Raw genomic sequence first — 22,885 nt, forward strand, 5'->3', positions numbered from 1 at the left:
TGTTCACCCGACAGAACTTAAACCTACGTCAAAAGGAGACGAAACGCAGACTGGAATCAGACGAGAACTTCGACGTCGAAGCCGCTCTCTCGGAGCGATTCGAGCAGGTTTTCGACGTGTTCCTGTCCACGCGTTTCGAGGTCGAGTTCGACTTCCGTCGCGTTCATCGCGATGTCTCGGGAGGTACGGTCGTGCTGGATGGCGTAGATGTTCGCCTGTGCGTCGGCGATGACGTCGAGCAGTTCGCGGAGCGACCCGGGGCGGTCTTTGAGTACGGTTCGTATCTTCAGGTAGCGTCCCGTCTCGACCAACCCGCGCATGATGACCGTCGTGAGGACGTTCATGTCGATGTTGCCTCCGCTGAGCACCGGCACCACCACTTCGTCGTCTGCGTAGTCGAACTTCCCTTCGAGGATGGCCGCGAGCGAGACGGCGCCTGCACCTTCCACCAGGGTCTTGCCGCGTTCGAGGAGGTACGCGAGCGCGACCGCCGTCTCCGAATCCGAGACGGTGACGACCTCGTCCACGCGGTCGTCGATGACCTCGAACGTCTGTCGTCCTACGCTCCGGGTGGCGATACCGTCGGCGATGGTGTCCACGCTCTCGAGTTCCTGTACCGACCCCTTCCGGAGCGAGTCGGCGACGCTCGATGCGCCCTCTGCCTGCACGCCCACGATTCGAACGTCGGGGTCGTGGCCCTTGATCGCGGTAGCGACACCGCTGATGAGGCCGCCGCCGCCGATGGGCACGACGACGGTTTCCACGTCGGGCAGGTCGTCTACGATCTCCAGTCCGATGGTCCCCTGTCCGGCCATCACCGCATCGTCGTCGAAGGCGTGGACGTAGGTGCGCCCTTCCTCGCGTTCGATCTGGTGGGCGCGCTCGGCGGCCATGTCGTAGTCCTCGCCGTAGAGGACGGTCTCGGCACCGTAGTTCTCGGTCGCCCGTACTTTCGAGATGGGTGCGTGTTCCGGCATGACGATTTTCGAGTCCACGCCCACGCGCGTCGCCGCGAGCGCGACCCCCTGTGCGTGGTTGCCCGCGCTCGCAGTGACGACGCCCGCTTTCTTTTCCTCCTCGGAGAGCGTCTTGATGCGGTTTGTCGCCCCGCGAATCTTGAACGACCCCGTACGCTGGAACGTCTCCAGTTTCAGGTGTACCTCCGCGCCGGTCATCCGTGTGAAGGTGTGCGAGTAGTCGAGCGGCGTGTGCCGAGCGGTCTCGGCGACTCGCTCTCGCGCCGCCAGCACGTCCTCCAGTTCTAGCATGCTCGTCGGTAGTTCTCGGGGTCGCTTTATCGTTTGGGAAGGCGACTGGTGGGCCATCGGTGAGAGTACGGAGAAACGAGTCGAACGTCCCGAACTGTGCCGGGTTGTACCGTTCTGTACGGGACTCTGGCATCTCACAGCCGTCTCTTCGTTGGTTTCTCACTCATCGAGTCGTCGTGCTCGAACACCGATGATCGTCTCTCAATCGCGTCTCCTGTCTTCTCACAAACGATATACCTTCCATCTCTCGAACCCATCAGTCCGGTAAGGAAACGCCTTTCTGCTCCCCCCTCTCCCTACGAAACGATGCAGGTCTCCGAGGCGGTTCCCGAGTTCGCGGAGGCGTTCGCCTTCGACGAGTTCAACCGGATGCAAAGAGAGATGCTTCCCGCACTGCTCGACAGCGACGCCAACGTCGTCGCGAGCGCGCCGACGGCGAGCGGCAAGACTGCACTCGCAGAACTCGCCATCTGTAAGGCACTCCGCGATGGCGGCACCGCGCTCTTCATCGCCCCGATGCGCGCACTGACGAACGAGAAAGAGAGCGAGTGGGAACGGTTCGAGGACCTCGGCTACTCGGTCTACGTCGTCACGGGTGAGCGCGACCTGAACCCGCGCCGGGCGGAACGTGCGGACATCCTCGTGATGACGCCAGAGAAGACCGACTCGGCGACCCGGAAACACGATTCGGCACGATACTCCTTTATCACCGACGTCGATTGCTGTGTCATCGACGAGGTTCACCTCCTCGACTCAGACAAGCGCGGGAGCGTCCTCGAAGTGACCATCTCCCGGCTACGGCGGCTCTGTGAGCCCCGTATCGTCGCGCTCTCGGCGACAATGCCGAACGTGGACGACGTGGCCGAGTGGCTCGACGCCCCGCCGGAGACCACCTTCGAGTTCGGCGACGACTACCGTCCCGTCGAACTCCACGCCGACGTGAAGACCTACACCCACGGCGACAACTCCTTCGCGGACAAGTATCGCCGGCTCTACCGGGCGCTCGACCTCGCGGAACCGCACGTCCGCGAGGACGGACAGGCGCTCGTCTTCGTCGCCTCTCGACAGGACACCGTGCAGGCCGCGAAGAAGACCCGCGACGAGATCGCCGAGCGTGACCTGCCTATCGGCGCACGCGGCGACTACGATTTCCACACCGAGACACAAAAGTTGCGCAACGAGACGCTGCGCAACTCTGTCCTCGATGGCGTCGCGTTCCACCACGCCGGACTGGCGAAAAACGACCGCGACCTCGTGGAGGAGTGGTTCCGCGACGGGAAGATTCAGTTTCTCTTTTCGACCTCGACGCTCGCGTGGGGCGTCAACCTCCCCGCCCGGTGTGTCGTCTTGCGCGATACGAAGCTCCACGACCCCCTCGAAGGCGAGGTGGACATGAGCCCCCTCGACGTGCTCCAGATGCTCGGACGCGCGGGCAGACCGGGGTACGACGACGTAGGCTACGGGTGGGTCGTCTGCGACCACGCGGACGCCGACAAGTACCGCCGACTGCTCCGGGACGGCAAGGAAATCGAGTCGAGACTCGCGGAAGACCTGGATTCGCACCTGAACGCCGAGATAGCGATGGGAACCATCTCGGACCTAGACGACGTGATGTCGTGGCTCGAGACGACGTTCTACTACGTCCGGGCGAAGAGCAAGCCCGACCAGTACGACTTCGAGAACCACCGCGAGCGCGTCAGGGCGACGCTCGAACGTCTCGTCGACAGAGGATTCGTAGAGACCGGCGACGACCTCAGTATCGAGGGGACGCCGCTGGCCATGCTCGCCTCGAAGTTCTACCTCGACCTCGACACGGCGGAGCGATTCCACGCCGTCTCCCAGCGGGACCACATCGACGCTCCCGCCATCCTCGAAGCGGTCGCCGGAGCGGCCGAGTTCGACAGCGTGAGCGCCCGCCAGTCCGAGCGCGACGCCATCAACTCCGTGCTCGTCGGGCAGGATTCTGGCGACCTCGAAGCGGGTGGGCGCAAGGTGCTCGCCATCCTGCGCTCTGGCATGACTGGCTCGACGCCCGCCGACCTGCGAAGCGACGCGTGGGTCATCCAGCAGAACGCGGTTCGCCTGTTCGCCGCGCTCCGCGCGTTTCTAAAGCGTCTCGACCGCCCTGCCACCGCGAATCTCGTCACGCGCGTCGAGGCTCGCGTCGAGAACGGTGTCGCGGCCGATACGGTCGGTCTCACCGCCATCGACGGCGTCGGCGCTGGGCGGGCGAGCAAACTGGCACGGGAAGGACTGGAAACGCCCGCCGACGTCCGGCGGGCAGGGGTCGATGGAATCGTCGACGCCGGACTCTCGGAGGGCGTCGCAGAGCAGGTCGAAGCGAGCGCCCGCGACCTTCCCGACGTCGAACTCGAGTGGGGTGATTTCCCCACGCGAATCGCTCGCGGCGAGAACGACATGCGCGAGGTGGTCCTGCGAAATCACGGAGGAGGTGAGCAGGCGGCGGTCGAAGTCACCGTCAACGGCGTGGAGATGACCACGAAGAGCACCTATCTCGACGGGGAGACGACGGTTCCGGTCGGCGTCTTCGGCGGCACCGACGACGAGATGGAGTTCGTGGTTCGTGTCTCGTTCCCCGACGTGCCACTGCTGCCGGTCATCGACTCTCGGACGGTGCGGGTAGACTGAGCAGTTCGTCGCGCAGTTCGGCGGGCGACGAGACTACCACGTTCGCCGCCGAGAGGTCGAGTTCTTTCGCCCCGTTCGGGAAGCCGACGCAGTAGACTCCTGCCCGGACTGCTGACTCCACACCATGTTCCGAATCCTCGACCGCCGCACACTCGTCCGCTCGCATGCCGATCTGTGCCGCTGCGTGTTCGTAGATGGCCGGTTCCGGCTTGCCCGGGGCGTCGATGTCCTCGGCACTCACGACGGCGTCGAACTCGAGGTCGAAGCGGTCGAGGACGATATCTATCCAATGGTGGGGTGACGAGGAGACGAGGGCGATGTCGGTGTCTCGGTCGCGCAGTTCGGCAAGTAAGTCGTGGAACCCGTCCATCAGCGAGACGTGGTCGCCGTAGAGCTTTTTCGCGGCTTCGTCGTAGATGGCGACGAACTCCGCTTTCGTCGCGGTCGTCTCGTACGTCGAATCGAGATAGTCGTATATCTCGCGATAGTTCATCCCCGTGATTTCGTCGGCGGCGACGTCGCCGGCCACCACTTCGGGGAAGATGGTCTCCTCTTCGAGTTCGACCCAGAAGTCCTCCGAGTTCACGATGACGCCGTCCATGTCGAACAAAACTGCCTTCATACCCGTCACGTTCTCCCGTCCACTCCAAAGCCCTTCGCCCGAACCTTTAAATCCAAAACCGCGACCACTGACCGACACGATTCGTGTCGTCGCGGTGACTGTACGATAACGACGGACGGCGACGCCGAACAGCGCCGGCGCGGCGAGGTGGTCGCGGTGTTGAAACCCGACGACACACTGCTCGTCCACGACGTCGACGGCTACCAACCGGTCGAATGGCTCACGCGCGCCGAGACGGCCCACGCCTCCCTCGACGGTGACACCTTCACGCTCGTCGCGGCGACGAGCGACCGCCGCCTTCGAGTGGACTGTCACACTTGTCATGGCATCTCCAGGCACCCCGGTTCGAAGGCGGGCATCCCGGTCGGGACCTGCCCGGACTGTGATGGTTCGCTCACGCGGGCGAAAGGAACCGTCTCTTGCCTCGGTTGCCACAGGGAATACGATATCCCGCGTCAGGCCAGCGTCGGTAGCGATTCCTGTGATTGTGGCTTACCCACGTTGCACGTAGAGCAGGGCGAGGAGTTCGAACTGTGTCTCGACCGTGACTGTGGTACGGTTCTCGACGCCTTTCGGGAGCGTTTCGACCGTGAGTGGGACTGTCCGGAGTGTGGTGCCGACCTCCGTATCTTGCGCCGCGGTGGAATCATCGCTGGCTGTGACCGCTATCCCGACTGTGAAACCGGGTTCGGGGTTCCGACCGGGCGAATCGTGAACTCGTGCGACTGCGGTCTCCCCGTCTTTCGAACCCGGACTGGTCGGCGCTGTTTGAACACGGATTGCGATACTGCGGAGTCGGCGGGTCGAGGTCGAACGAGCGGATGACTACGCAGACAGCCTCACGTATCTCGAAATCTGGACCAGGACCACAGTGATTGCGGCCAGTCCCGCAACCGAGACCGACATGGCGTAGAACAACCCGCCGAAATCGTTTCCGAGAAGCACGAGACTGAGGAACGCGATTGCCAGAACCAATACCTCGAATCCGGCGAATCGGGCGAACCACGGGTGGGTCGAAAGCCACCCGGAGAGTCGATTGCTTTCGATACTCATCGTTGCGTGATACAGTAACGGTTCGAGACACTTGGTCACCCTGTCATAATCATCAAGGCTTTTTTGAGTGGACTCGAACGGCGTGTCAGCGTCGGTGGCGTCGCTTTCCGGACTCGGGATCGAGGGCGTTCTCGAACGACTCGAGTCCTCATATCCGACCTGTGCTTCAACAGTCCGATACTCTCCGGAAGACCGATTCGAGACGACCGGTGGGACGTCGAAATCGGTGGTCGAACGGCCACGCAGATACCGTCGAGACACACACAGCTAAACGACCACGCGAGAGTCGCAGTGCCTTTGACGACGCGCACGACACAGAGTGTATGAACGGACGCCTGAGCGACGACGAAGTGGTCGTCGGCGGTGACGCCCGCCAGCGGTACTACGACTCGCGGGGATACGGGCGGCCTCTCGAAGGAAACGAGGTGGCGCTCTCACGCGTCGAGGCCGCCCACCTCCTGCTTCGGGGCGACCTCGATTCGGTCGAGGGAAAGGGGTTCCGCGAGTTCTTGCAGAACTCGACGGGCGATGGCTTCGCTGCGCGGTTTCTCGTCTACGCCGACCTGCGCGAACGCGGATTCTACCTCTCGCCCGACCGCACCGGGTGGGTGTACGACCCGCTCCCCAGTTCAGATTTCGTCGTCTACCCCCGTGGTAGCGGGCCGTGGGACGACGAGGTGCTGTACCGCCTTCGCGTCGTCAGCGAACGCGAGACGATACCGGCCACGCAGTTGGGCGACGTGGTGCTGGCGGTCGTAGACGAAGAGAGCGAGATTACCTACCTCGAAACCGAGCGCCTCGACGTTCGGGGAACGACGGACCGCGACGTGCCGACCGACCTCTCCGGGTCGCTCGTCGCCGACCGGGTGTTGTTGTGGGACGCCCCGGACGAACTCCACCAGCGGTCGTTCTACGGCCAGCCGATGGGTGGGCGCGAGACGGCGGGCGTCCTGCAACTGTCGCTCGTGGAGGCGGCGCACCTCGTCGCGGCTGGAAACCTGGCCGTCGGCGGAGGCTACGAAGAAATCGCTGCCCGTGGCCGGGACGTGGAAGGTGAGCGATTCGACCGACGGCTGCTAGTCTACCGCACCCTTCGGGAGCGAGGTGTCGTCCCGAAGACGGGGTTCAAGTTCGGTGCCGATTTTAGAACTTACGCAGACGTAGAGTCGGTCGAGAATCTCGGTCACTCCGAGTTTCTGGTCCGGGTGCTCCGCGACGATCACGAGTACGTCCCGCGTGACCTCGCACTGGACGTCCGACTGGCTCATGGGGTACGGAAGCGAATGATTTTTGCGCTCGTCACGGATAACGAACGAGTAGCGACCTGGCTTTCGGTCACGCGACTCACACCATGACACGAGACGATAGATTCGATGCGGGGGGTACAGAACTCGCGACCGATGGCGGTACTGCGGCGGGAGAGGACGACGTCGCACTCGACCCGTGGGGGTCGGCGACTATCTCCGATTACCGGAAACTGTTCGAGGAGTTCGGCATCGAGGAGTTCGACGACGTGCTCCCGGCGGTTCCAAATCCTCACTACCTGATGCGCCGTGGCGTCATCTTCGGCCACCGCGACTACCGCAAGGTCGCCGAAGCGATGCAGGAGGGAGACCCATTCGCCGCGCTCTCGGGGTTCATGCCGACCGGCGACCCGCACATCGGCCACAAACTGGTGTTCGACGAACTCATCTGGCACCAACAGCAGGGCGGGGACACCTACGGTCTCATCGCCGACCTCGAAGCCCACAGCGCTCGCGGCCTGTCGTGGGAGGAGATCGACGAACACTCGCGCGACTACCTGCTCTCGCTCCTCGCGCTCGGCTTCGACCCCGAGGACGGGACGCTCTACCGTCAGTCGGAGAACCGTGAGCTCCAGAATCTCTCGTTCGAACTCGGGTCGAAAGCCCGCTTCGCCGAGTTCGAGGGCATCTACGGCTTCGACGGCGAGACCAACGTCTCGCACGTCCAGAGCGTCGTCACACAGATGGCGGACATCCTCTACCCGCAACTGGACGAGCCGAAACCGACCGTCATCCCCGTCGGTCCCGACCAGGACCCGCACGTCAGATTGGCCCGCGACCTCGCCGTTAGAATGCGGTTTTTCGGCGTGACGAGAGCCTACGCCAGTTTCGAGGCGACCGACGAGGAACTCTCGCACGTCGCGGCGGCCTACGAAGCGCGCCACGAGTACGCCGACGACTCCGAGATGCCTCGATGTGAGGAAGCGGCGTCGTGGCTGGCCGAATCCGGCGACCCCTCCGTCCCCGCAGTCGAGACGGCCGTCGCCAAACTCGAAAACGCGGGGATGGAACCCCTCCGTCCCCGCGTTCGGTTCCTCGACCGAAACGCCACCGAAGCGGCCTTCGAAGCGCTCATCGATGCCATCGACGGCGAGAAGCGCGTCTTTGACGAGCACATCGATTCGTTCGACCTCTCGCGGGAGGACGCGGAAGCACTCGCCCGCCAGGTCGAGATAGACAACGGCGGCTACGGGTTCGTGATGCCTTCCTCGATCTACCACCGGTTCATGACGGGACTGACCGGCGGAAAGATGTCGTCGTCGGTCCCCGCCAGTCACATCAGCCTGCTCGACGACCCCGAGGAGGGGTACGACAAAGTGAAATCCGCGACGACGGGCGGGCGCGAGACGGCGGAACTCCAGCGAGAACTGGGCGGCAAGGCAGACGAGTGTCCGGTGTACGAACTGTACGCCTACCTGCTCTCGGGTGACGACGACGAGTTCGCCAAAGAGGTGTACGAGGAGTGTGTCGGCGGAGAGCGACTCTGTGGCGATTGCAAGGAGCAGGCGGCAACGCTGATGCGCGAGTTCCTGGAGGACCACCAGGAAAAGCGCGAGGAGGCCGAAGCGGTGCTGGAGGGGCTGGACATCGAACTCGAGTCCTCGCGGCGGTAAGTCGCGGATTCAGATTACCGTCGTTTCCATATTTCGCTAGTCGGTTCGTTCGGTGTCTATTTTCTCGGAGCGGGTCATTTTCTCGTCAACTTTCTCAGCGTTTGTTTCGAGATTGCTAGCGACTGCCGACTCCTAATACCGCAACCGCACCTCGTCCTCCCCAGCCTCCTCCTGCTCCGGCCGAGCGAACCTCGTTCTGGTTCTCGTGAGCAACGCGAACGAGAACACCACTCGGTCGTCCACCGTCAGAGACGAGCTCTGACGAGCCATTCGCTCGCTCTCTTCGGTCACTCACGAAGACCTCGCGCGGGCGATCCTCCGGCGGAGAGTCGCCATCGCGCGCCACCGCGACAGCCAGTTGACCAATCGCAGAGCGCACACACCAGTCGGACACGAAAAGCGCGCAACGAGGCGCGCGAGCATAGCCCACGAGGGCTTTCGAGGACACCATAACTGCGATAGCACCGCAACCAGCAAAAACGAATTCACAGAAATTCCATTCACCTCTATTTCCCGACTACGACACACGGTGTCGCCGAATCGACGAACGCCTCGTCCTCGGCCTCGACCAGTTCCCAGTAATTCCGCGTTTCCGCCCCCGTAACCTCCCGAACCACGTCCTCACTGATCAGATTCGCGCCACTCAACACTAACTCGAACGACTCGCGCTTTCTGCCTTCGAACTCCGCATCGAACTGCTCCCGACTCGCTTCGTTCGGGTAGTTCAATACGAGGTGCTCGCCCGTTCGCACCCGCGAATACAGGCTCTCGATGGCGCGTCGTGGCTCCGCCACGAAGTAGAGCGTGGCGACGCAGTACACCACGTCGAACCGGCGGTCGGTGTCGAGGTCGGGGAGCGAATCCACCGCGAAATGGAGGTTCTCCAGACCGCGCTCTGTCGCCCGCTCTCCGTTGTCTCGTACGACCGTCTCCGAGACGTCGAAGCCGTAGAAATCGGTGTCGGGGTAGCGTTCGGCGAGGCGAAAGGGAACGACCGCCGGGCCACAGCCGACCGAGGCGAAATCCTCGGGCACGCCCACGCGCTCGAAAAGTCGCTCCGCGAGGTCGGCCATCCGCTCGCCGCCGATGTAGGCACAGCGGTCGTAGTCCGCCCGTCGGTAGAACCGCTCCCAGTCCATCATGACTCGCCTATCGTAGGACGGGAGGTAAATTCCTCCGGAACGGTTCGGTCGGTTCTCCGCAACGTTTTTGTCGGCTCTGGGCCATCTTTCGCGTATGCCATCCGAATCCCGACGTGGCAGTATCGCCGTCGAACGACGACCAGCGACGGGATTCGGCTTTTTTTGCGCGGTCTGAGCGCACGGTGGAGTCCGCTCGCGGTGGGAGGACGAAACCCGCGCCACGCCCGGTCTTCAGAAGGGCTAAACCGCCGGACAGGGACATACGACCAACGACTACCAAGTGGAGATGAAACTACCAGAATCACAGGTCGCGGTGCTCGAAGCCGCGAGCGCGAACGAGGCACAGACCATCGAGGAACTCGCCGCGAAGGTGGGTTTGAAACCCGAGACGGCGACGGGCGCGGTCTTCGAACTCGAAGACGAAGGATTGCTCGCCGTCGAAGAACGAACCGAAGAATCCGTCTCGCTGACCGAGGAAGGCGAGGAGTACGCCGAGGGACGACTCCCCGAGATTCGCCTCTACGAGGCGGCGCTCGACGCCGGTGCCGACGGGAACCCGGTGCAGATGGGCCAGGCCATCGGTCAGTCCGGTCTGGGCGGGCCGCAGGTGAACATCGCCCTGTCGAACTACGCCCGGAAGGGCTACGGCGTCATCGACAGCGGTGAAATCTCGGCGAATCCGGACGCGGACCCCGAATCGGATACCGAAGCGAACGCCCTCTCCGCACTCGCCACCGGGGAGTCGATCGACGACGCCGACACGATAGACCAACTGGAGAGTCGCGGCCTCGTCGAGCGCGCCGAATCGACGGTTCGGTCGGTGACGCTCACGAGTGAGGGCGTCACGGCGATGATGGAAGGCGTCGAAGCCGCCGAGACGGTCGGCCAGTTGACCCCCGAGATGCTCACGACCGGCCAGTGGCGCGACGTGGAGTTCGCCGAGTACAATGTCGCCGCGGACGCCGAGCGAATCGACGGCGGGAAGGTTCACATCCTCCGGCAGACGGCGAACCGCGTCAAAGACGTGCTCGTCGGGATGGGCTTCGAGGAGATGGACGGGCCGCACGCGGACGCGGACTTCTGGATCAACGACTGTCTGTTCATGCCCCAGGACCACCCGGCACGCACCCACTGGGACCGGTTCGCGCTGTCGAACCCGACCGAAATCGACGAGTTGCCGGACGACCTCGTCGAGCGCGTTCGCCGGGCACACCTCGAAGGTATCGGCGAGGACAGCGACGGCTACCACTCGCCGTGGGACGAGGAGTTCGCGCGGGCAATCGCGCTTCGCGGGCACACCACGTCGCTGTCGATGCGCTATCTCTCCGGCAACGCCGTCGGAGACCTCGACCCACCACAACGCTTTTTCAGCGTCGAGAAGGTGTACCGCAACGACACCCTCGACCCGACACACCTTCTGGAGTTTTTCCAGATAGAGGGCTGGGTGATGGCCGACGACCTCTCGGTGCGCGATTTGATGGGTACCTTCAAGGAGTTCTACGAGCAGTTCGGCATCACCGACATCCAGTTCAAACCCCACTACAACCCGTACACGGAGCCGAGTTTCGAGCTGTTCGGCCACCACCCCGAGACGGGCGAACTCATCGAAATCGGTAACAGCGGGATGTTCCGACCCGAGGTGCTCGAACCCCTCGGCGTCGACTGCGACGTGATGGCGTGGGGGCTGGCGCTCGAACGCCTGCTCATGCTGATGTACGGCTTCGAGGACATCCGTGACGTGCACGGAACGTTGTGTGATCTCGAACTGCTCCGCGACGTGGAGGTGATTCACTGATGCCAACCGTAGACGTTTCTCCGGACGAACTGCGCCGCCTGACCGGCCACGAGGAGAAAGACGACGAGGAACTGAAAGACGACCTGTTCGCGCTCGGCCTGGAGTACGAGGGCGAGACGGAAGACGGCGACATGCAACTGGAGTTCGCGCCCGACCGTCTCGACCGCCTCTCCATCGAGGGCGTGGCGCGGTCGCTTCGCTACCAGTACGGCGACGATAGAGGTGTCTACACGCCGAAACCGAACGACCCGGACTGGTCCATCGTCGTCGACGAGAGCGTCCCCGACGAGCGACCCTACGTCACGGGTGCCATCGCCCGCGGCGTGAACCTCGACGAACAGGCGCTCGATTCGCTCATCCAACTGCAGGAGAAACTGCACGCGACGATGGGTCGAAAGCGCGCGAAAGGTGCAATCGGCATCCACGACCTGACGATGCTGAAGGGGTCGTCCGCCACCGACGAGGGCGGGAACGCCATCCAGTACGTCGGCGTGGAACCGGACGAAGACCGATTCGTTCCCCTCGACGCCGACGCCGAGATGACGCCCGGGGAAGTCCTGCGCACCCACCAGACCGGCGAGAAGTACGCCGACCTCGTCGCCGACTACGAGCGCTATCCGGCCATCTACGACGACATCGGCCTGTTCTCGTTCCCGCCGGTCATCAACGGCCGCCGAACCGAGGTGTCGACGGACTCGCGGGACCTGTTCATCGAACTCACCGGCACCGACCAGTGGACCATCGACAAGATGTGTACCATCATCTGCTACGCGCTGGACGCTCGCGCCGCGACCATCGAGGAGGTCGAAGTCGAGTATCGAGACCACACGCTGGTTCGGCCAGACCTCGACGTGACGACGAAGGCAGTCACTCACGAACAGGTAGAGACGTTGCTCGGTATCGACTTCGTTCCCGACGAAGTGCTCGACCTGCTGGAGCGCTCAGGGCTGGCCGGCGAGGCGACCGAGGAAGACAACGCGGTCGTCTACGAGGTCGAGATTCCGCCCTATCGCGTGGACGTACTCCACCCGGTCGACATCGTCGACGACATCGGTCGAGCCTACGGCTTCAACGACCTCTCGCCGCGATATCCCGACGTGGGAACGGTCGGCGGGCGACACGAGCGCTCGCGACTCGAAGACGCGGTCCGCGAGGTGCTCGTCGGACTGGGATTCGAAGACCTGCTCGACTTCCACATGATAAGCGAGGCGGAGAACTTCGAGCGAATGCGCGTGGAACCTGGGTCGGACGTGGTCGGTGGCGGCACTCCAGCGACCATCAAGAACCCCTACAGCGAGGACTACACGATGCTCCGGACGTGGGCGCTCCCCTCGCTCATGATGGTGCTGGAGAACAACACCCACCGCTCCTACCCGCAAGACCTCGCAGATATCGGGCTGGCAGCACAGGTGGACGACTCAGAGAACACGGGCGTCGCGGAGCATCGCACCGTGGCTGGCGTCCTCGCGCGCCACGACGCCTCCTACGAGGACGCCAAAGCGCGCCTGCAAGCCATCGTGCGGAACTTCGACGCCGAACTGGAGACGCCGCCCACGGAACACCCGACGTTCATTTCCGGGCGGGCGGCAGACGTCGTCATCGATGGCGAGACGGTCGGCGTCGTCGGCGAGGTTCATCCGGAAGTGCTCGTCGAACACGACCTCGAACTGCCCGTGGCCGGGTTCGAGTTCGGACTCGACGCGCTGGAGTAGGGTTTCTGTCTCGTCGTTTTCGTCGTCGTTCTTCTTCCAGTTCCTTTTCGCCGTCTTGCTATGGTGTGTTTCGGTCACATGTGTGCCATTATTCATTGGAATGACATTCTGTTCGTCGATGGGAATGAGATTTCGGTGGTGATAGAACTCTTCAACCCCGCCTAGGTCGACGTAGCGCCAGAAGTAGGCGTCAGATTTTGTACGAGTGTGATTTTCCCACGTGATTGGGTTGCCTCATCATCTTCTGCCGTCCGTTGCCCCGTCTGGTGAGTGGTCGTCCCAGAGGTTTCTTGCTGGGCGCTGGCACTGCCGACGCCCATCGCGAGTAAGCCGGCAAGACCTGTTCCGCGAAGCGTAATTCGACGGGTTATCCGCAGCGGTTCGAATTCCGTTTCATCCGTTTTGTCGTGTGTCTTTGTCCACGGCTCATACCCTCTTTCGCTCGTGCGGTGCCCAACAGCACTGTCCCACCCAACTCCCACTCTCGTACGACTCCATCCTTACAGTAGTGGTGACAATATTTAGTAATACTATGGGATAATACCGGTGAGAATTGTTGAACGACCGATTCAGTCGTACTCCGGTATCGGTTCGATCGACACTGAACGATCTAACCACGTCCATGATATTTGAGGGTCGAAAGCGTTAGACAACTGTATGCCCCCAGATGGGTCTACTTCCAACGGGAGTACTCATCTCTCTACGGACTTACAGACGAAAGTACAATACTGGGCTCCAGCAATCGCCGTGAGTCTGACGACGTTCATTGTGGTCATTAATGCATCCCTGATGAACGTGGCGATCCCCACGATGGTGGCTGATTTTGATACCACGGTCACCGTGATTCAAGGTGCGGTTTCACTCTACTCGCTGGTGATAGCTGCGCTAATTCTCCCAGCCAGTACGCTGCCGTCACGGCATAGTATTAGGCGTGTAATGGCAGTCGCACTGATCGTCTATGCCGCTGGGACGCTGGTGGCGGCGTTTAGCTGGAATACGACGATCCTCTATATCGGCTGGTCATTTGTCGAGGGTTCCGCAGCCGCTGTGATATTTCCCCTGACATACACTGTATTGAGAGTCAGTTACGAAGACGACGATCGGGCGAAGGCATTCGGACTGTTGGCTGGCGTGAGCGGGGTTGGATCGACTCTTGGACCGATTATCGGTGGAGCACTAACCACATACGCAAGTTGGCGGTGGGGATTTGCGCTCCAACTCATCGGTGTGGGGGTTATTCTCTTCTTCGTTCGGTATGTGAGTCCGACCCCACTGTCAGAAACACATAGTTCACTGGATAAAGGTGGGACAGCCCTGTCCATCGTCGGTTCGACGTCGCTCGTCACTGGCTTCCTTCTCAGTGGGAAGTACGGATGGTTAATCGAACGGCGGCCGTTCTTCGTCGGCGAGATGCAGTTCAATCCGTTTGGAACATCGCCGGCGATCTGGTTTCTCGGGGGTGGCCTCCTCACGTTCGCGATGTTCGTTCAGTACGAACGCCGAATGGAACGTGTTGGGAAGTCGCCGCTCGTTCCGCTGCATGTACTGACGAACCGCTCTTTTTTATCCGGTGTTATCACATACAATATTCGCTCGACAATCTCGGCTGGCTTCTTTTTTATCTTCCCGGTCTATCTCCAGGCCGTACTCGGATACACCGCCTTTGAAACTGGGGTAGCGTTGTTACCGTATTCTCTCGCGTCGATTCTTTTTGCGTCGTTTACGACCAGCTGGCGTAAGTACATCTCGCCAAAGACGCTTATCCAGGTCGGCATCGTGTGTCTGGGCGTTGGACTGGTGCTGTTGTACGAGCAGACAGGCCCCGGTCAGACGATCCGCAGGATGGCTATCCCGATGGCGCTTTATGGAGCCGGTGTCGGACTCATATTGGCACAAATCACCAATATGACAATGTCGGCTGTCCCTACCGCGGACTCCGCCGAGGCATCCGGAGTCCTAAACGTAAGCAGTTCGATAGGATATGCCCTGGGGACAGCAGTCGTTGGCTCGTATTTTCTCGGACAGTTCTATGGTAGTGTCGTCGATAGAGTCTTACGAGCAGAACAAGTGACCGTTTCAGTGGAGCAACGAAATGATCTGGTGATAGCGCTCGAAGATGCGGCAGAGACAGCGACCGAAGCCACGCAGCAGCAGTTCCTGAACCAACTTACTCCTGCACAACGACAATTGCTCGAGGGTATCTTCGAGGCCGCGATGTTCGACGCTCAGCAGGCGACACTCCTCCTCCTCGTACTGTTTGTGCTGTTCCTGCTCATCGCATCAACGTTCTTGCCACGGCAGGTATCGGAAGCCGAAGAGTGAGTTACTACGCCCTCAAGGGCGTGGCATCTGGGAGCCCGGTCAGGCCGTTGGCTCCGCTCTCCACCGGTCGATGACGTCGGCGACCGATTCCTCGGCTTTCACACCGCCGACGTTCGCCGCGAGTCCCGCCGTTTCGAACATTTGTACGACGTCGGCCTCCGCCCCCGCAAAACGGAGGTCGATGCCACGCGATTCGAGGTTCTGTTGAAGTTTCTCCAGCATCTGTGCGGCCTCGAAGTCGACCGTCGGGGACGAGGTGAGGTCGAAGACGACCAGTTCGACATTGGAGTCGCGTTTCGCGAGCCGGTCGAGGAGGTCGGTTCGAACCGTATCCGCGTTCGCGTAGAACAGTTCGGCTTCGACGCGATAGACGAACACGTCCGTGCTGGTCGTCGCCGCCGGGTACACGTCGAGAGCGATGAATTGATCCGTCCCGTCTATCTGACCGAGCTCGTGTGTTGCTGGATGGCTGACCCGAGAGATTGCGACTAACAACGAAAGGACGACACCGATGTAGATACCCCAGAGCATCCCGACTGTGAGAACCCCGAGCAAGGACGCCATAGCGATGGCGAACTCGCTCTTACTCACCCGGTACAGTTGCTGGATCGCCGGTATGTCGATGAGACCCTTGACGGCAACGATGACGATCGATGCGAGGATCGCTTCCGGGAGATTCGTAAACACGTCAGTGAGAAAGAGGAGGACGACGACAAGAACTATAGCGACGACGGCGTTCGTGAGTTGCGTCTTGCCGCCGACGGAGTCGTTGAGTGCCGACCGCGACATACTTCCGCCGACGGCGAATCCGCCCCCGAGGCCAGCAGCGAGGTTAGCGCCGCCATCAGCCAGCAGTTCCTGATTCGCATCAGTATCATAGTCGTGGCGTCGGGCAAACATCTCGACTGCGCCGATGCCCTCGACGTACGAGAGGAGAAACAACGCGGCGGCGATGGGGACGAGGGTTCCCAGCGTCGAGATATCGGGTATCGTCGGAACCGTCAGTGAGGGCAGGCCGCTCGGAATCGGTCCGACGATGCCGACGCCGCTGGCCTGCAGATTCGTCACCGACATGGCCACGATCGCGAGGACGACGACGACAAGTGCGTTCGGGAAACGCGGTACGAACCGGTCACCGAGGACGAGCAACACGATGCCCGCGACGCCGATGGCTAGCGTCTCGGGGTTCGTCATACCGAGATGGGTCACGATGTACCATATCCGCCCGAAGAAGGTTTGTCCGAAGAAACCGCCCACCGTGCTGCTCTCGATGCCGAATAGTTTGTTGAGTTGGGTTGACATAATATACAACGCCGCTCCGGCGGAAAACCCCGTGAGCACCGACCCCGAGATGAAGTGGACGAGAAAACCCAATCGGAGCGCCCACGCAACAACTGCGATGACGCCCACGAGGAGCGTCGTCACGATGACGAGCGATGCGTACGAGACGGTACTCCCAGTGGCTGCATACCCGACGCTACTCGCGAGCAGGATCGCCAGTGCCGAGGTCGGTCCCACGATGACTTGCCGAGAGGTGCCGAGAAAGAGGTAGGCGATGACGGCCATCAACCCGGCATACAAACCGGTCTCCGGTGGCAAGTTCGCCAGCGACGCGTACGCTAATCCTTCGGGAATGACCGCCGCCGCAACGGTGATTCCCGCGACGACATCCAGACGGAGCCACGACGTGTCGTACTGCGGAAGCCACTCTAATACCGGGAGTATCGACGAGAATCGTTGGCTGATTCGTTTTTGGAGGCGTTTCGTTTCCGATTCCGAGTCAGCCGTCGTGTCGTGTGACTTGTTGTCCATGGTTAGCACTTGTTTTTCTCTCGCGCGGTGCCCACAGCACTGCCCCACCCAGCTCGCACTCTCGTACGGCAATTCTTTATAAATAGATGATGGTGGCAAAACATAAGGTACTGATACAATAGCGGTGAGAACTGTTGAGCGGCGTGTTCAGTCGTCCTCTAAGAGACTTTCACCTGCTCTGAGCAATCCTACTCGCTCCGTTTCGAAATCGTGGGCCTGCTTCACTCGCGCTTTGTATTCATCACGACTCCAGAAAATCATCACCGGTTGAGGGTTTCACCAAGACCTGCTTCACTGCGATATCCGTCCCTCGCACGAATTGCTCTGCTCACGGCTTCGCCGTTCGCATCGCTCCCGCGCGCCGGAGTGGTTGTCTTGGATGGCAGGAGAAAGAACAGACTGTCGTTGGGCGGCGATAGAAAGGGCTGACACCCTTCTTCCCCACTATCGGCGTATGAACTACGAGTTTCGCCCCTTCACGGCCGAGGACGCGGACGCCATCGTCTCGTGGCACTACGACTCGCCCTTCGACTTCTACGACATGGTGAGCAACCCCGACGACCTCGCGTGGTTCACGAACCCCGACGAGTGGGACGACCGCCACGCCGTGTTCGACTCGGACGAGGGGCGCGTCGGCTTCTTCTCGTTCGAGCTAGACGATGGAACGCTCGAAATCGGACTCGGGATGCATCCCGACCTCACGGGACGAGGATACGGGGTGTCGTTCGTCGAGGTCGGTCTGGCGTTCGCGCGAAAGGAGTACGACCCCGACGAGTTCGCCCTGGCTGTGGCGACATTCAACGACCGAGCCATCTCCGTCTACGAGGCGGTCGGCTTCGAGCGCGTCGGAACCTTCCTGCAGGAGACGAACGGTGGGGAGTACGAATTCCTGGCGATGGCCCGTCCAGCGAAAAGAGGTTCGTTCAGTCGAGGTCTGCGCCGATAGCGTCCTCGATGGCATCGAAGCCATCGCGCTCTAGCAGTTCCAGCAATCCTTCGTTGATGTCGCGCGCGATGGATGGCCCACGATAGACGAGGCCGGTGTAGAGCTGGGTGACGTGCGCGCCAGCGCGAATCTTCCGGTAGGCGTCCTCTGCGGTGAAGATACCACCGACGCCGACGACTGGAACGTCGACACGTTCCGCGACGAATCGAATCATCTCCGTCGCGCGTGATTGGATCGGCCGTCCCGATAGTCCACCCTCTTCGTCGCGGTAGCGACTACGGAGGGTGTCCGGGCGTTCGGTCGTCGTGTTCGTGGCGATGACGCCGTCGAGGCCGAGTTCCGTCACGAGGTCGAGTGCGTCGGCGATGGCCGGTTCGGGGAGGTCGGGGGAGAGTTTCACGAGCAGCGGGCCCGCACCTGCGTCCTGTAGCGTCGTCAGAATTCGCTCCAGGTTCTCGCGGTTCTGGAGTTCGCGTAGTCCCGGCGTGTTCGGACTGGAGACGTTGACGACGAAGTAGTCCGCGTGTGCGTCCACGCGCTCGTAGGTGTACAGGTAATCTTCCTCGGCGCTTTCGAGCGGGGTCGTCTTCGACTTCCCGATGTTCGCGCCGACCGGAACGTCCGGGAGTGACTGTCGTGTCATGCGCGCCCCGATTCTATCTGCTCCGTGGTTGTTGAACCCCATGCGGTTGATGATGCCCTCGTCCTCGCGGAGACGGAACATTCGCGGACGTGGATTGCCAGCCTGGGCCTCGGCGGTTACGCCGCCGATTTCGACGTGACCGAAGCCGAGGCTGGCGAGCGCGGAGGGGACCTGTGCGTTCTTGTCCAACCCTGCCGCGACGCCGACCGGGTTCGGGAACGTCTGGCCGAACGCCTCGACGGCAAGTCGAGGGTCTTCGACCCGATAGTGCACTTCGAGCAGTCGCTCTATCGGTGTTCCCTGGACACCTCTTAACATCGTGTGGACGGTTTCGTGAGCAGTCTCTGCGGGAAACTGAAACAACAGAGGTCTGAGAACGTCGTATGCGTTCATCGTTCTATCAGAGAGAAAGATTTGCCCGCGGTCTGCCCGCGGCGCGTTAGAACTCGTGTTCGACCTCGTCTTTGTCGGCCTTCTGGATGATTATCTTGTCTTCCCGAACTCGGACGAAGACCTCGTCGCCGATTTCCATGCCTGCGACGGCCAGTTCGTCTTCGTGCAGATTGACGTGGACGTTGTGGTATTCACCATCTTCATCTTTCGCGCCACTCGGGCTGAGCTTCTTTTTCCGTACCATCGCGGTATCTTATGCAGTCCTTCTCCGTAGCATGTACTTAAGTGTTTTCTACTATATTATGCTGGTTCGACTGTTTCCTTCGACTTCTTTCAGACGTTGCTACGGACCGGAACCACTTACCTTACTCGGCCTGTGTCCGCGTTCATTCGAACGAAATCGCCCGACGGCAGAATTCCGATATAAATATCTATCGCTGCAAAACGCTCATATCGGCGATATATTTATAATGACCCCTGTGCTGGGTTGGCATGGAGGAGAAAACCATGGTACGTGACGATGGTAAACGAAACTTCGCACTTCGCGAAGCAGATGGTGAGGAATCGAGCGTCTTCTCAGGCAACACACCCCGACAGGCTGCACTCAAGGCAGCTCGACGACTCAACCCGGGGAGTTCCGAGGACGAAGCAGAACGAACCGAACTCCGTCTTCGAGAGAAGGGAACCGACAAAGTCCACATCTACGAAGGGTGGGCGTGGCACGAGGAGGCACCTGACGACAAACCCGACTGGATGCCGTCTGAAATAACTGAGGCAAACGTCTCCAAGCAGGGCATCGAGCACCTGGACGAGTGAACTGTACGTACTCGACTAACTCCGTATTTTATCGGGGGGTGGCCAGATACTAATAAAATCTCCGCGCGTACGCGAGGACGCACCAATAGCAAATCGTGAAAGGCTTTTATTTGCTCTAATCGAGGATACGACTGCGCGGGGCACATCCGACCAGACCAAGTGCACGACGCACTGGATGACGGTTCGGCCTCCACTCGCGCTACATTTCTCGGACAGACATCGACCCCCGTATCTCGAGGCCCGGATGGATGCTAGGTACTCTGTCTCGAAGCGCTTCCCATTCGACGGGCTTAAATGTATCTCCACCATCCGTAGGAATGTGAACGCCGCCGGGCGGTTTTCCCGCTCGGTGGTCGCTCGAATACGACGTCCTTAAATATCAGGATGTGCCGGTTCGAGCGGAAGAAAACCCGATTCAATGGTCTTAAGTATATGGGGTCACTCGAATTGGATGTGGATTACGTCCCTCGGTTTGGGACGGTCGAATCGCACCTAATTCGGTGCCTTTATGTATCGAAGGCCACTCGGATTGGGTACGAAGACGCCTCCGGTGGTCATCCGCCGGGGGCGAGCGGAATCCGACGCCCTTAAGTAAACGAGGGCGTTCGGATAAGAACGCGAAGAAAGAGACGATGTGATTCGCGGGGCGTTCAAATCGTTCCGCAATCTCGGACCGCACTGGTTCGGCACGCTGGCTTCTCGCCGGTGCTTCGATGGGTTTAATACCCGTCCTCGCCTAACAGTAAGTCCGAAGGAAATGAGGATCTCACCCCTGCGGTCTTCCGTACACGATGGGATCTGATGTTAGCCCTGGCAGTTCGGTGACACCTGGCCAGTTACTTGGCTCGGGGTCGTCGAACTGACGGACCAAGCAATGCGACCAATGTACAGAGTACATGCGTTAGCATGTCTCCGCCAGACCCACCGAGCAGTATGCTCGGCAACCATTCCGGTTGATCCTGCCGGAGGCCATTGCTATCGGAGTTCGATTTAGCCATGCTAGTCGCACGAGTTCAGACTCGTGGCGGATAGCTCAGTAACACGTGGTCAAACTACCCTATAGACCAGCATAACCTCGGGAAACTGAGGCTAATACTGGATAAGGCTCCTATGCTGGAATGCAAGGAGCTGGAAACGTTCCGGCGCTATAGGATGTGGCTGCGGCCGATTAGGTAGACGGTGGGGTAACGGCCCACCGTGCCGATAATCGGTACGGGTTGTGAGAGCAAGAGCCCGGAGATGGATTCTGAGACAAGAATCCAGGCCCTACGGGGCGCAGCAGGCGCGAAAACTTTACACTGCACGACAGTGCGATAAGGGAACTCCGAGTGCGAGGGCATATAGTCCTCGCTTTTGTGTATCGTAAGGTGGTACACGAATAAGAGCTGGGCAAGACCGGTGCCAGCCGCCGCGGTAATACCGGCAGCTCAAGTGATGGCCGCTTTTATTGGGCCTAAAGCGTCCGTAGCCGGCCGAACAGGTCCGTCGGGAAATCTGCTCGCTCAACGAGCAGGCGTCCGGCGGAAACCAGTCGGCTTGGGGCCGGAAGGCTCGAGGGGTACGTCTGGGGTAGGAGTGAAATCCTGTAATCCTGGACGGACCACCGGTGGCGAAAGCGCCTCGAGAGGACGGACCCGACGGTGAGGGACGAAAGCTAGGGTCACGAACCGGATTAGATACCCGGGTAGTCCTAGCTGTAAACGATGCTCGCTAGGTGTGGCACAGGCTACGAGCCTGTGCTGTGCCGTAGGGAAGCCGAGAAGCGAGCCGCCTGGGAAGTACGTCCGCAAGGATGAAACTTAAAGGAATTGGCGGGGGAGCACTACAACCGGAGGAGCCTGCGGTTTAATTGGACTCAACGCCGGACATCTCACCAGCTCCGACAGTAGCAGTGACGGTCAGTTTGATGAGCTTACTAGAGCTACTGAGAGGAGGTGCATGGCCGCCGTCAGCTCGTACCGTGAGGCGTCCTGTTAAGTCAGGCAACGAGCGAGACCCGCACTCCTAATTGCCAGCAGCACCCTTGTGGTGGCTGGGTACATTAGGAGGACTGCCGCTGCTAAAGCGGAGGAAGGAACGGGCAACGGTAGGTCAGTATGCCCCGAATGAGCTGGGCTACACGCGGGCTACAATGGCCGAGACAGTGGGAAGCCACTCCGAAAGGAGGCGCTAATCTCCTAAACTCGGTCGTAGTTCGGATTGAGGGCTGAAACTCGCCCTCATGAAGCTGGATTCGGTAGTAATCGCGCTTCAGAAGAGCGCGGTGAATACGTCCCTGCTCCTTGCACACACCGCCCGTCAAAGCACCCGAGTGAGGTCCGGATGAGGCCACCATGCGGTGGTCGAATCTGGGCTTCGCAAGGGGGCTTAAGTCGTAACAAGGTAGCCGTAGGGGAATCTGCGGCTGGATCACCTCCTAACGATCGGGATCAGGCCGACGCGCCTGACCCACCTTTGCTGTCTTCGACACCTCGGCCACGTATCTGGCCAGGCACCTTTGAACTGCCAGGGTTAACATGACCCCTCGCCGCGAGGCGAGGTGGGCCCATAGCTCAGTGGTAGAGTGCCTCCTTTGCAAGGAGGATGCCCTGGGTTCGAATCCCAGTGGGTCCATCCCTCGGGGTAGTTCGAATCGTTCCTCTTAAGTACAAGAGGGCGAAACGAACTATTCCCGATGTAACCGATGCACCAACCCGCGAAAGCGTGGTTGGGAAGGGTTCGACGCACGCTCTTGGCGACCACCGGGACGTGCGATGACGACCGTATGTACGTGCAATCCAGGCGTCCACTGGACT

Annotated in this window: 16 protein-coding genes, 1 tRNA gene and 1 rRNA gene; 11 read left to right on the top strand and 7 right to left on the bottom strand. The window is 60.9% G+C overall.

Features of this window, described 5'->3' with window-relative positions; translation table 11 throughout:
• Positions 1–56 precede the first annotated feature (56 nt).
• A complete protein-coding gene (ilvA, locus tag ACR3FF_RS14805) occupies positions 57–1,268 on the bottom strand; it encodes a threonine ammonia-lyase (RefSeq protein WP_458188860.1) in 1,212 nt (403 codons plus the stop codon).
• Positions 1,269–1,574: 306 nt separating this feature from the next.
• Between ilvA and ACR3FF_RS14810 the strand changes: the two genes are divergently transcribed.
• Entirely contained in the window at positions 1,575–3,917 is a 2,343-nt protein-coding gene (locus ACR3FF_RS14810) for a DEAD/DEAH box helicase (protein WP_458188861.1), read from the top strand.
• Here the strand turns inward: ACR3FF_RS14810 and ACR3FF_RS14815 are convergent.
• A complete protein-coding gene (locus tag ACR3FF_RS14815) occupies positions 3,886–4,539 on the bottom strand; it encodes an HAD family hydrolase (protein WP_458188862.1) in 654 nt (217 codons plus the stop codon). The two genes, ACR3FF_RS14810 and ACR3FF_RS14815, sit on opposite strands and share 32 nt — an antisense overlap.
• Before the next feature lie 156 nt (positions 4,540–4,695).
• Between ACR3FF_RS14815 and ACR3FF_RS14820 the strand changes: the two genes are divergently transcribed.
• Positions 4,696–5,364: a DUF91 domain-containing protein gene (locus tag ACR3FF_RS14820; RefSeq protein ID WP_458188863.1), complete on the top strand. Its 669-nt coding sequence runs from the start codon at positions 4,696–4,698 to the stop codon at positions 5,362–5,364.
• On the opposite strand, the gene ACR3FF_RS14825 is transcribed toward ACR3FF_RS14820, so the two are convergent.
• The gene (locus ACR3FF_RS14825) at positions 5,365–5,592 is read right to left on the bottom strand and encodes a hypothetical protein (protein ID WP_458188864.1); all 228 of its coding nucleotides are present in this window, start codon (positions 5,590–5,592) and stop codon (positions 5,365–5,367) included.
• A gap of 323 nt (positions 5,593–5,915) precedes the next feature.
• On the opposite strand from ACR3FF_RS14825, the gene endA reads away from it, so the two are divergent.
• Complete coding sequence (gene endA / locus ACR3FF_RS14830) at positions 5,916–6,947, top strand: tRNA-intron lyase (protein ID WP_458188865.1); 1,032 nt, start codon at positions 5,916–5,918, stop codon at positions 6,945–6,947.
• On the top strand, positions 6,944–8,509 hold the full coding sequence (locus ACR3FF_RS14835; protein ID WP_458188866.1) for a tryptophan--tRNA ligase: 1,566 nt from the start codon (positions 6,944–6,946) through the stop codon (positions 8,507–8,509). The genes endA and ACR3FF_RS14835 overlap by 4 nt, the downstream gene beginning before the upstream one ends.
• A gap of 506 nt (positions 8,510–9,015) precedes the next feature.
• On the opposite strand, the gene ACR3FF_RS14840 is transcribed toward ACR3FF_RS14835, so the two are convergent.
• Positions 9,016–9,651: a class I SAM-dependent methyltransferase gene (locus ACR3FF_RS14840; protein ID WP_458188867.1), complete on the bottom strand. Its 636-nt coding sequence runs from the start codon at positions 9,649–9,651 to the stop codon at positions 9,016–9,018.
• Between the two features lie 286 nt (positions 9,652–9,937).
• Here ACR3FF_RS14840 and pheS point away from each other — a divergent pair, with 286 nt between their 5' ends.
• The 3 genes from pheS to ACR3FF_RS14855 all read left to right on the top strand — a co-directional run bounded on the left by pheS (position 9,938) and on the right by ACR3FF_RS14855 (position 15,480).
• The gene (pheS, locus tag ACR3FF_RS14845) at positions 9,938–11,446 is read left to right on the top strand and encodes a phenylalanine--tRNA ligase subunit alpha (protein ID WP_458188868.1); all 1,509 of its coding nucleotides are present in this window, start codon (positions 9,938–9,940) and stop codon (positions 11,444–11,446) included.
• A complete protein-coding gene (gene pheT, locus ACR3FF_RS14850) occupies positions 11,446–13,158 on the top strand; it encodes a phenylalanine--tRNA ligase subunit beta (protein WP_458188869.1) in 1,713 nt (570 codons plus the stop codon). The genes pheS and pheT overlap by 1 nt, the downstream gene beginning before the upstream one ends.
• A 747-nt stretch (positions 13,159–13,905) precedes the next feature.
• On the top strand, positions 13,906–15,480 hold the full coding sequence (locus ACR3FF_RS14855) for an MFS transporter (RefSeq protein ID WP_458188870.1): 1,575 nt from the start codon (positions 13,906–13,908) through the stop codon (positions 15,478–15,480).
• Positions 15,481–15,519: 39 nt separating this feature from the next.
• Here the strand turns inward: ACR3FF_RS14855 and ACR3FF_RS14860 are convergent, their stop codons facing one another.
• Positions 15,520–17,292 (bottom strand): SulP family inorganic anion transporter, encoded by a 1,773-nt coding sequence (locus ACR3FF_RS14860; protein WP_458188871.1) that lies wholly within the window; start codon positions 17,290–17,292, stop codon positions 15,520–15,522.
• Positions 17,293–17,746: 454 nt separating this feature from the next.
• On the opposite strand from ACR3FF_RS14860, the gene ACR3FF_RS14865 reads away from it, so the two are divergent.
• Complete coding sequence (locus tag ACR3FF_RS14865; RefSeq protein ID WP_458188872.1) at positions 17,747–18,238, top strand: GNAT family N-acetyltransferase; 492 nt, start codon at positions 17,747–17,749, stop codon at positions 18,236–18,238.
• Here ACR3FF_RS14865 and ACR3FF_RS14870 read toward each other — a convergent pair.
• Together ACR3FF_RS14870 and ACR3FF_RS14875 are read right to left on the bottom strand one after the other, a co-directional pair.
• Entirely contained in the window at positions 18,216–19,274 is a 1,059-nt protein-coding gene (locus ACR3FF_RS14870) for a quinone-dependent dihydroorotate dehydrogenase (protein WP_458188873.1), read from the bottom strand. The two genes, ACR3FF_RS14865 and ACR3FF_RS14870, sit on opposite strands and share 23 nt — an antisense overlap.
• 46 nt (positions 19,275–19,320) lie before the next feature.
• A complete protein-coding gene (locus ACR3FF_RS14875; protein ID WP_007982308.1) occupies positions 19,321–19,518 on the bottom strand; it encodes a hypothetical protein in 198 nt (65 codons plus the stop codon).
• A 263-nt stretch (positions 19,519–19,781) separates the two neighbouring features.
• On the opposite strand from ACR3FF_RS14875, the gene ACR3FF_RS14880 reads away from it, so the two are divergent.
• From ACR3FF_RS14880 to ACR3FF_RS14890, 3 genes are all read left to right on the top strand, one after another.
• Positions 19,782–20,090 carry a non-histone chromosomal MC1 family protein gene (locus tag ACR3FF_RS14880; protein WP_458188875.1) on the top strand — a complete coding sequence of 103 codons (309 nt, stop codon included), beginning with the start codon at positions 19,782–19,784 and terminating at the stop codon, positions 20,088–20,090.
• A 946-nt stretch (positions 20,091–21,036) separates the two neighbouring features.
• Positions 21,037–22,508, top strand: a 16S ribosomal RNA gene (locus ACR3FF_RS14885).
• 123 nt (positions 22,509–22,631) lie between these two features.
• Positions 22,632–22,703, top strand: a tRNA-Ala gene (locus tag ACR3FF_RS14890).
• The last annotated feature ends 182 nt before the right edge of the window (positions 22,704–22,885 follow it).

This window comes from Haladaptatus ordinarius (assembly GCF_054177595.1).

Excerpts from the sequence above, each read along its gene's own strand:
- ACR3FF_RS14870 (WP_458188873.1), bottom strand. The coding sequence starts at position 19,274 with ATGAACGCATACGACGTTCTCAGACCTCTGTTGTTTCAGTTTCCCGCA.
- ACR3FF_RS14825 (WP_458188864.1), bottom strand. The coding sequence starts at position 5,592 with ATGAGTATCGAAAGCAATCGACTCTCCGGGTGGCTTTCGACCCACCCG.
- endA (WP_458188865.1), top strand. The coding sequence starts at position 5,916 with ATGAACGGACGCCTGAGCGACGACGAAGTGGTCGTCGGCGGTGACGCC.
- pheS (WP_458188868.1), top strand. The coding sequence starts at position 9,938 with ATGAAACTACCAGAATCACAGGTCGCGGTGCTCGAAGCCGCGAGCGCG.
- ACR3FF_RS14875 (WP_007982308.1), bottom strand. The coding sequence starts at position 19,518 with ATGGTACGGAAAAAGAAGCTCAGCCCGAGTGGCGCGAAAGATGAAGAT.
- ACR3FF_RS14880 (WP_458188875.1), top strand. The coding sequence starts at position 19,782 with ATGGTACGTGACGATGGTAAACGAAACTTCGCACTTCGCGAAGCAGAT.
- ACR3FF_RS14815 (WP_458188862.1), bottom strand. The coding sequence starts at position 4,539 with ATGAAGGCAGTTTTGTTCGACATGGACGGCGTCATCGTGAACTCGGAG.
- ilvA (WP_458188860.1), bottom strand. The coding sequence starts at position 1,268 with ATGCTAGAACTGGAGGACGTGCTGGCGGCGCGAGAGCGAGTCGCCGAG.
- ACR3FF_RS14840 (WP_458188867.1), bottom strand. The coding sequence starts at position 9,651 with ATGATGGACTGGGAGCGGTTCTACCGACGGGCGGACTACGACCGCTGT.
- ACR3FF_RS14810 (WP_458188861.1), top strand. The coding sequence starts at position 1,575 with ATGCAGGTCTCCGAGGCGGTTCCCGAGTTCGCGGAGGCGTTCGCCTTC.
- ACR3FF_RS14865 (WP_458188872.1), top strand. The coding sequence starts at position 17,747 with ATGAACTACGAGTTTCGCCCCTTCACGGCCGAGGACGCGGACGCCATC.
- ACR3FF_RS14835 (WP_458188866.1), top strand. The coding sequence starts at position 6,944 with ATGACACGAGACGATAGATTCGATGCGGGGGGTACAGAACTCGCGACC.
- pheT (WP_458188869.1), top strand. The coding sequence starts at position 11,446 with ATGCCAACCGTAGACGTTTCTCCGGACGAACTGCGCCGCCTGACCGGC.
- ACR3FF_RS14860 (WP_458188871.1), bottom strand. The coding sequence starts at position 17,292 with ATGGACAACAAGTCACACGACACGACGGCTGACTCGGAATCGGAAACG.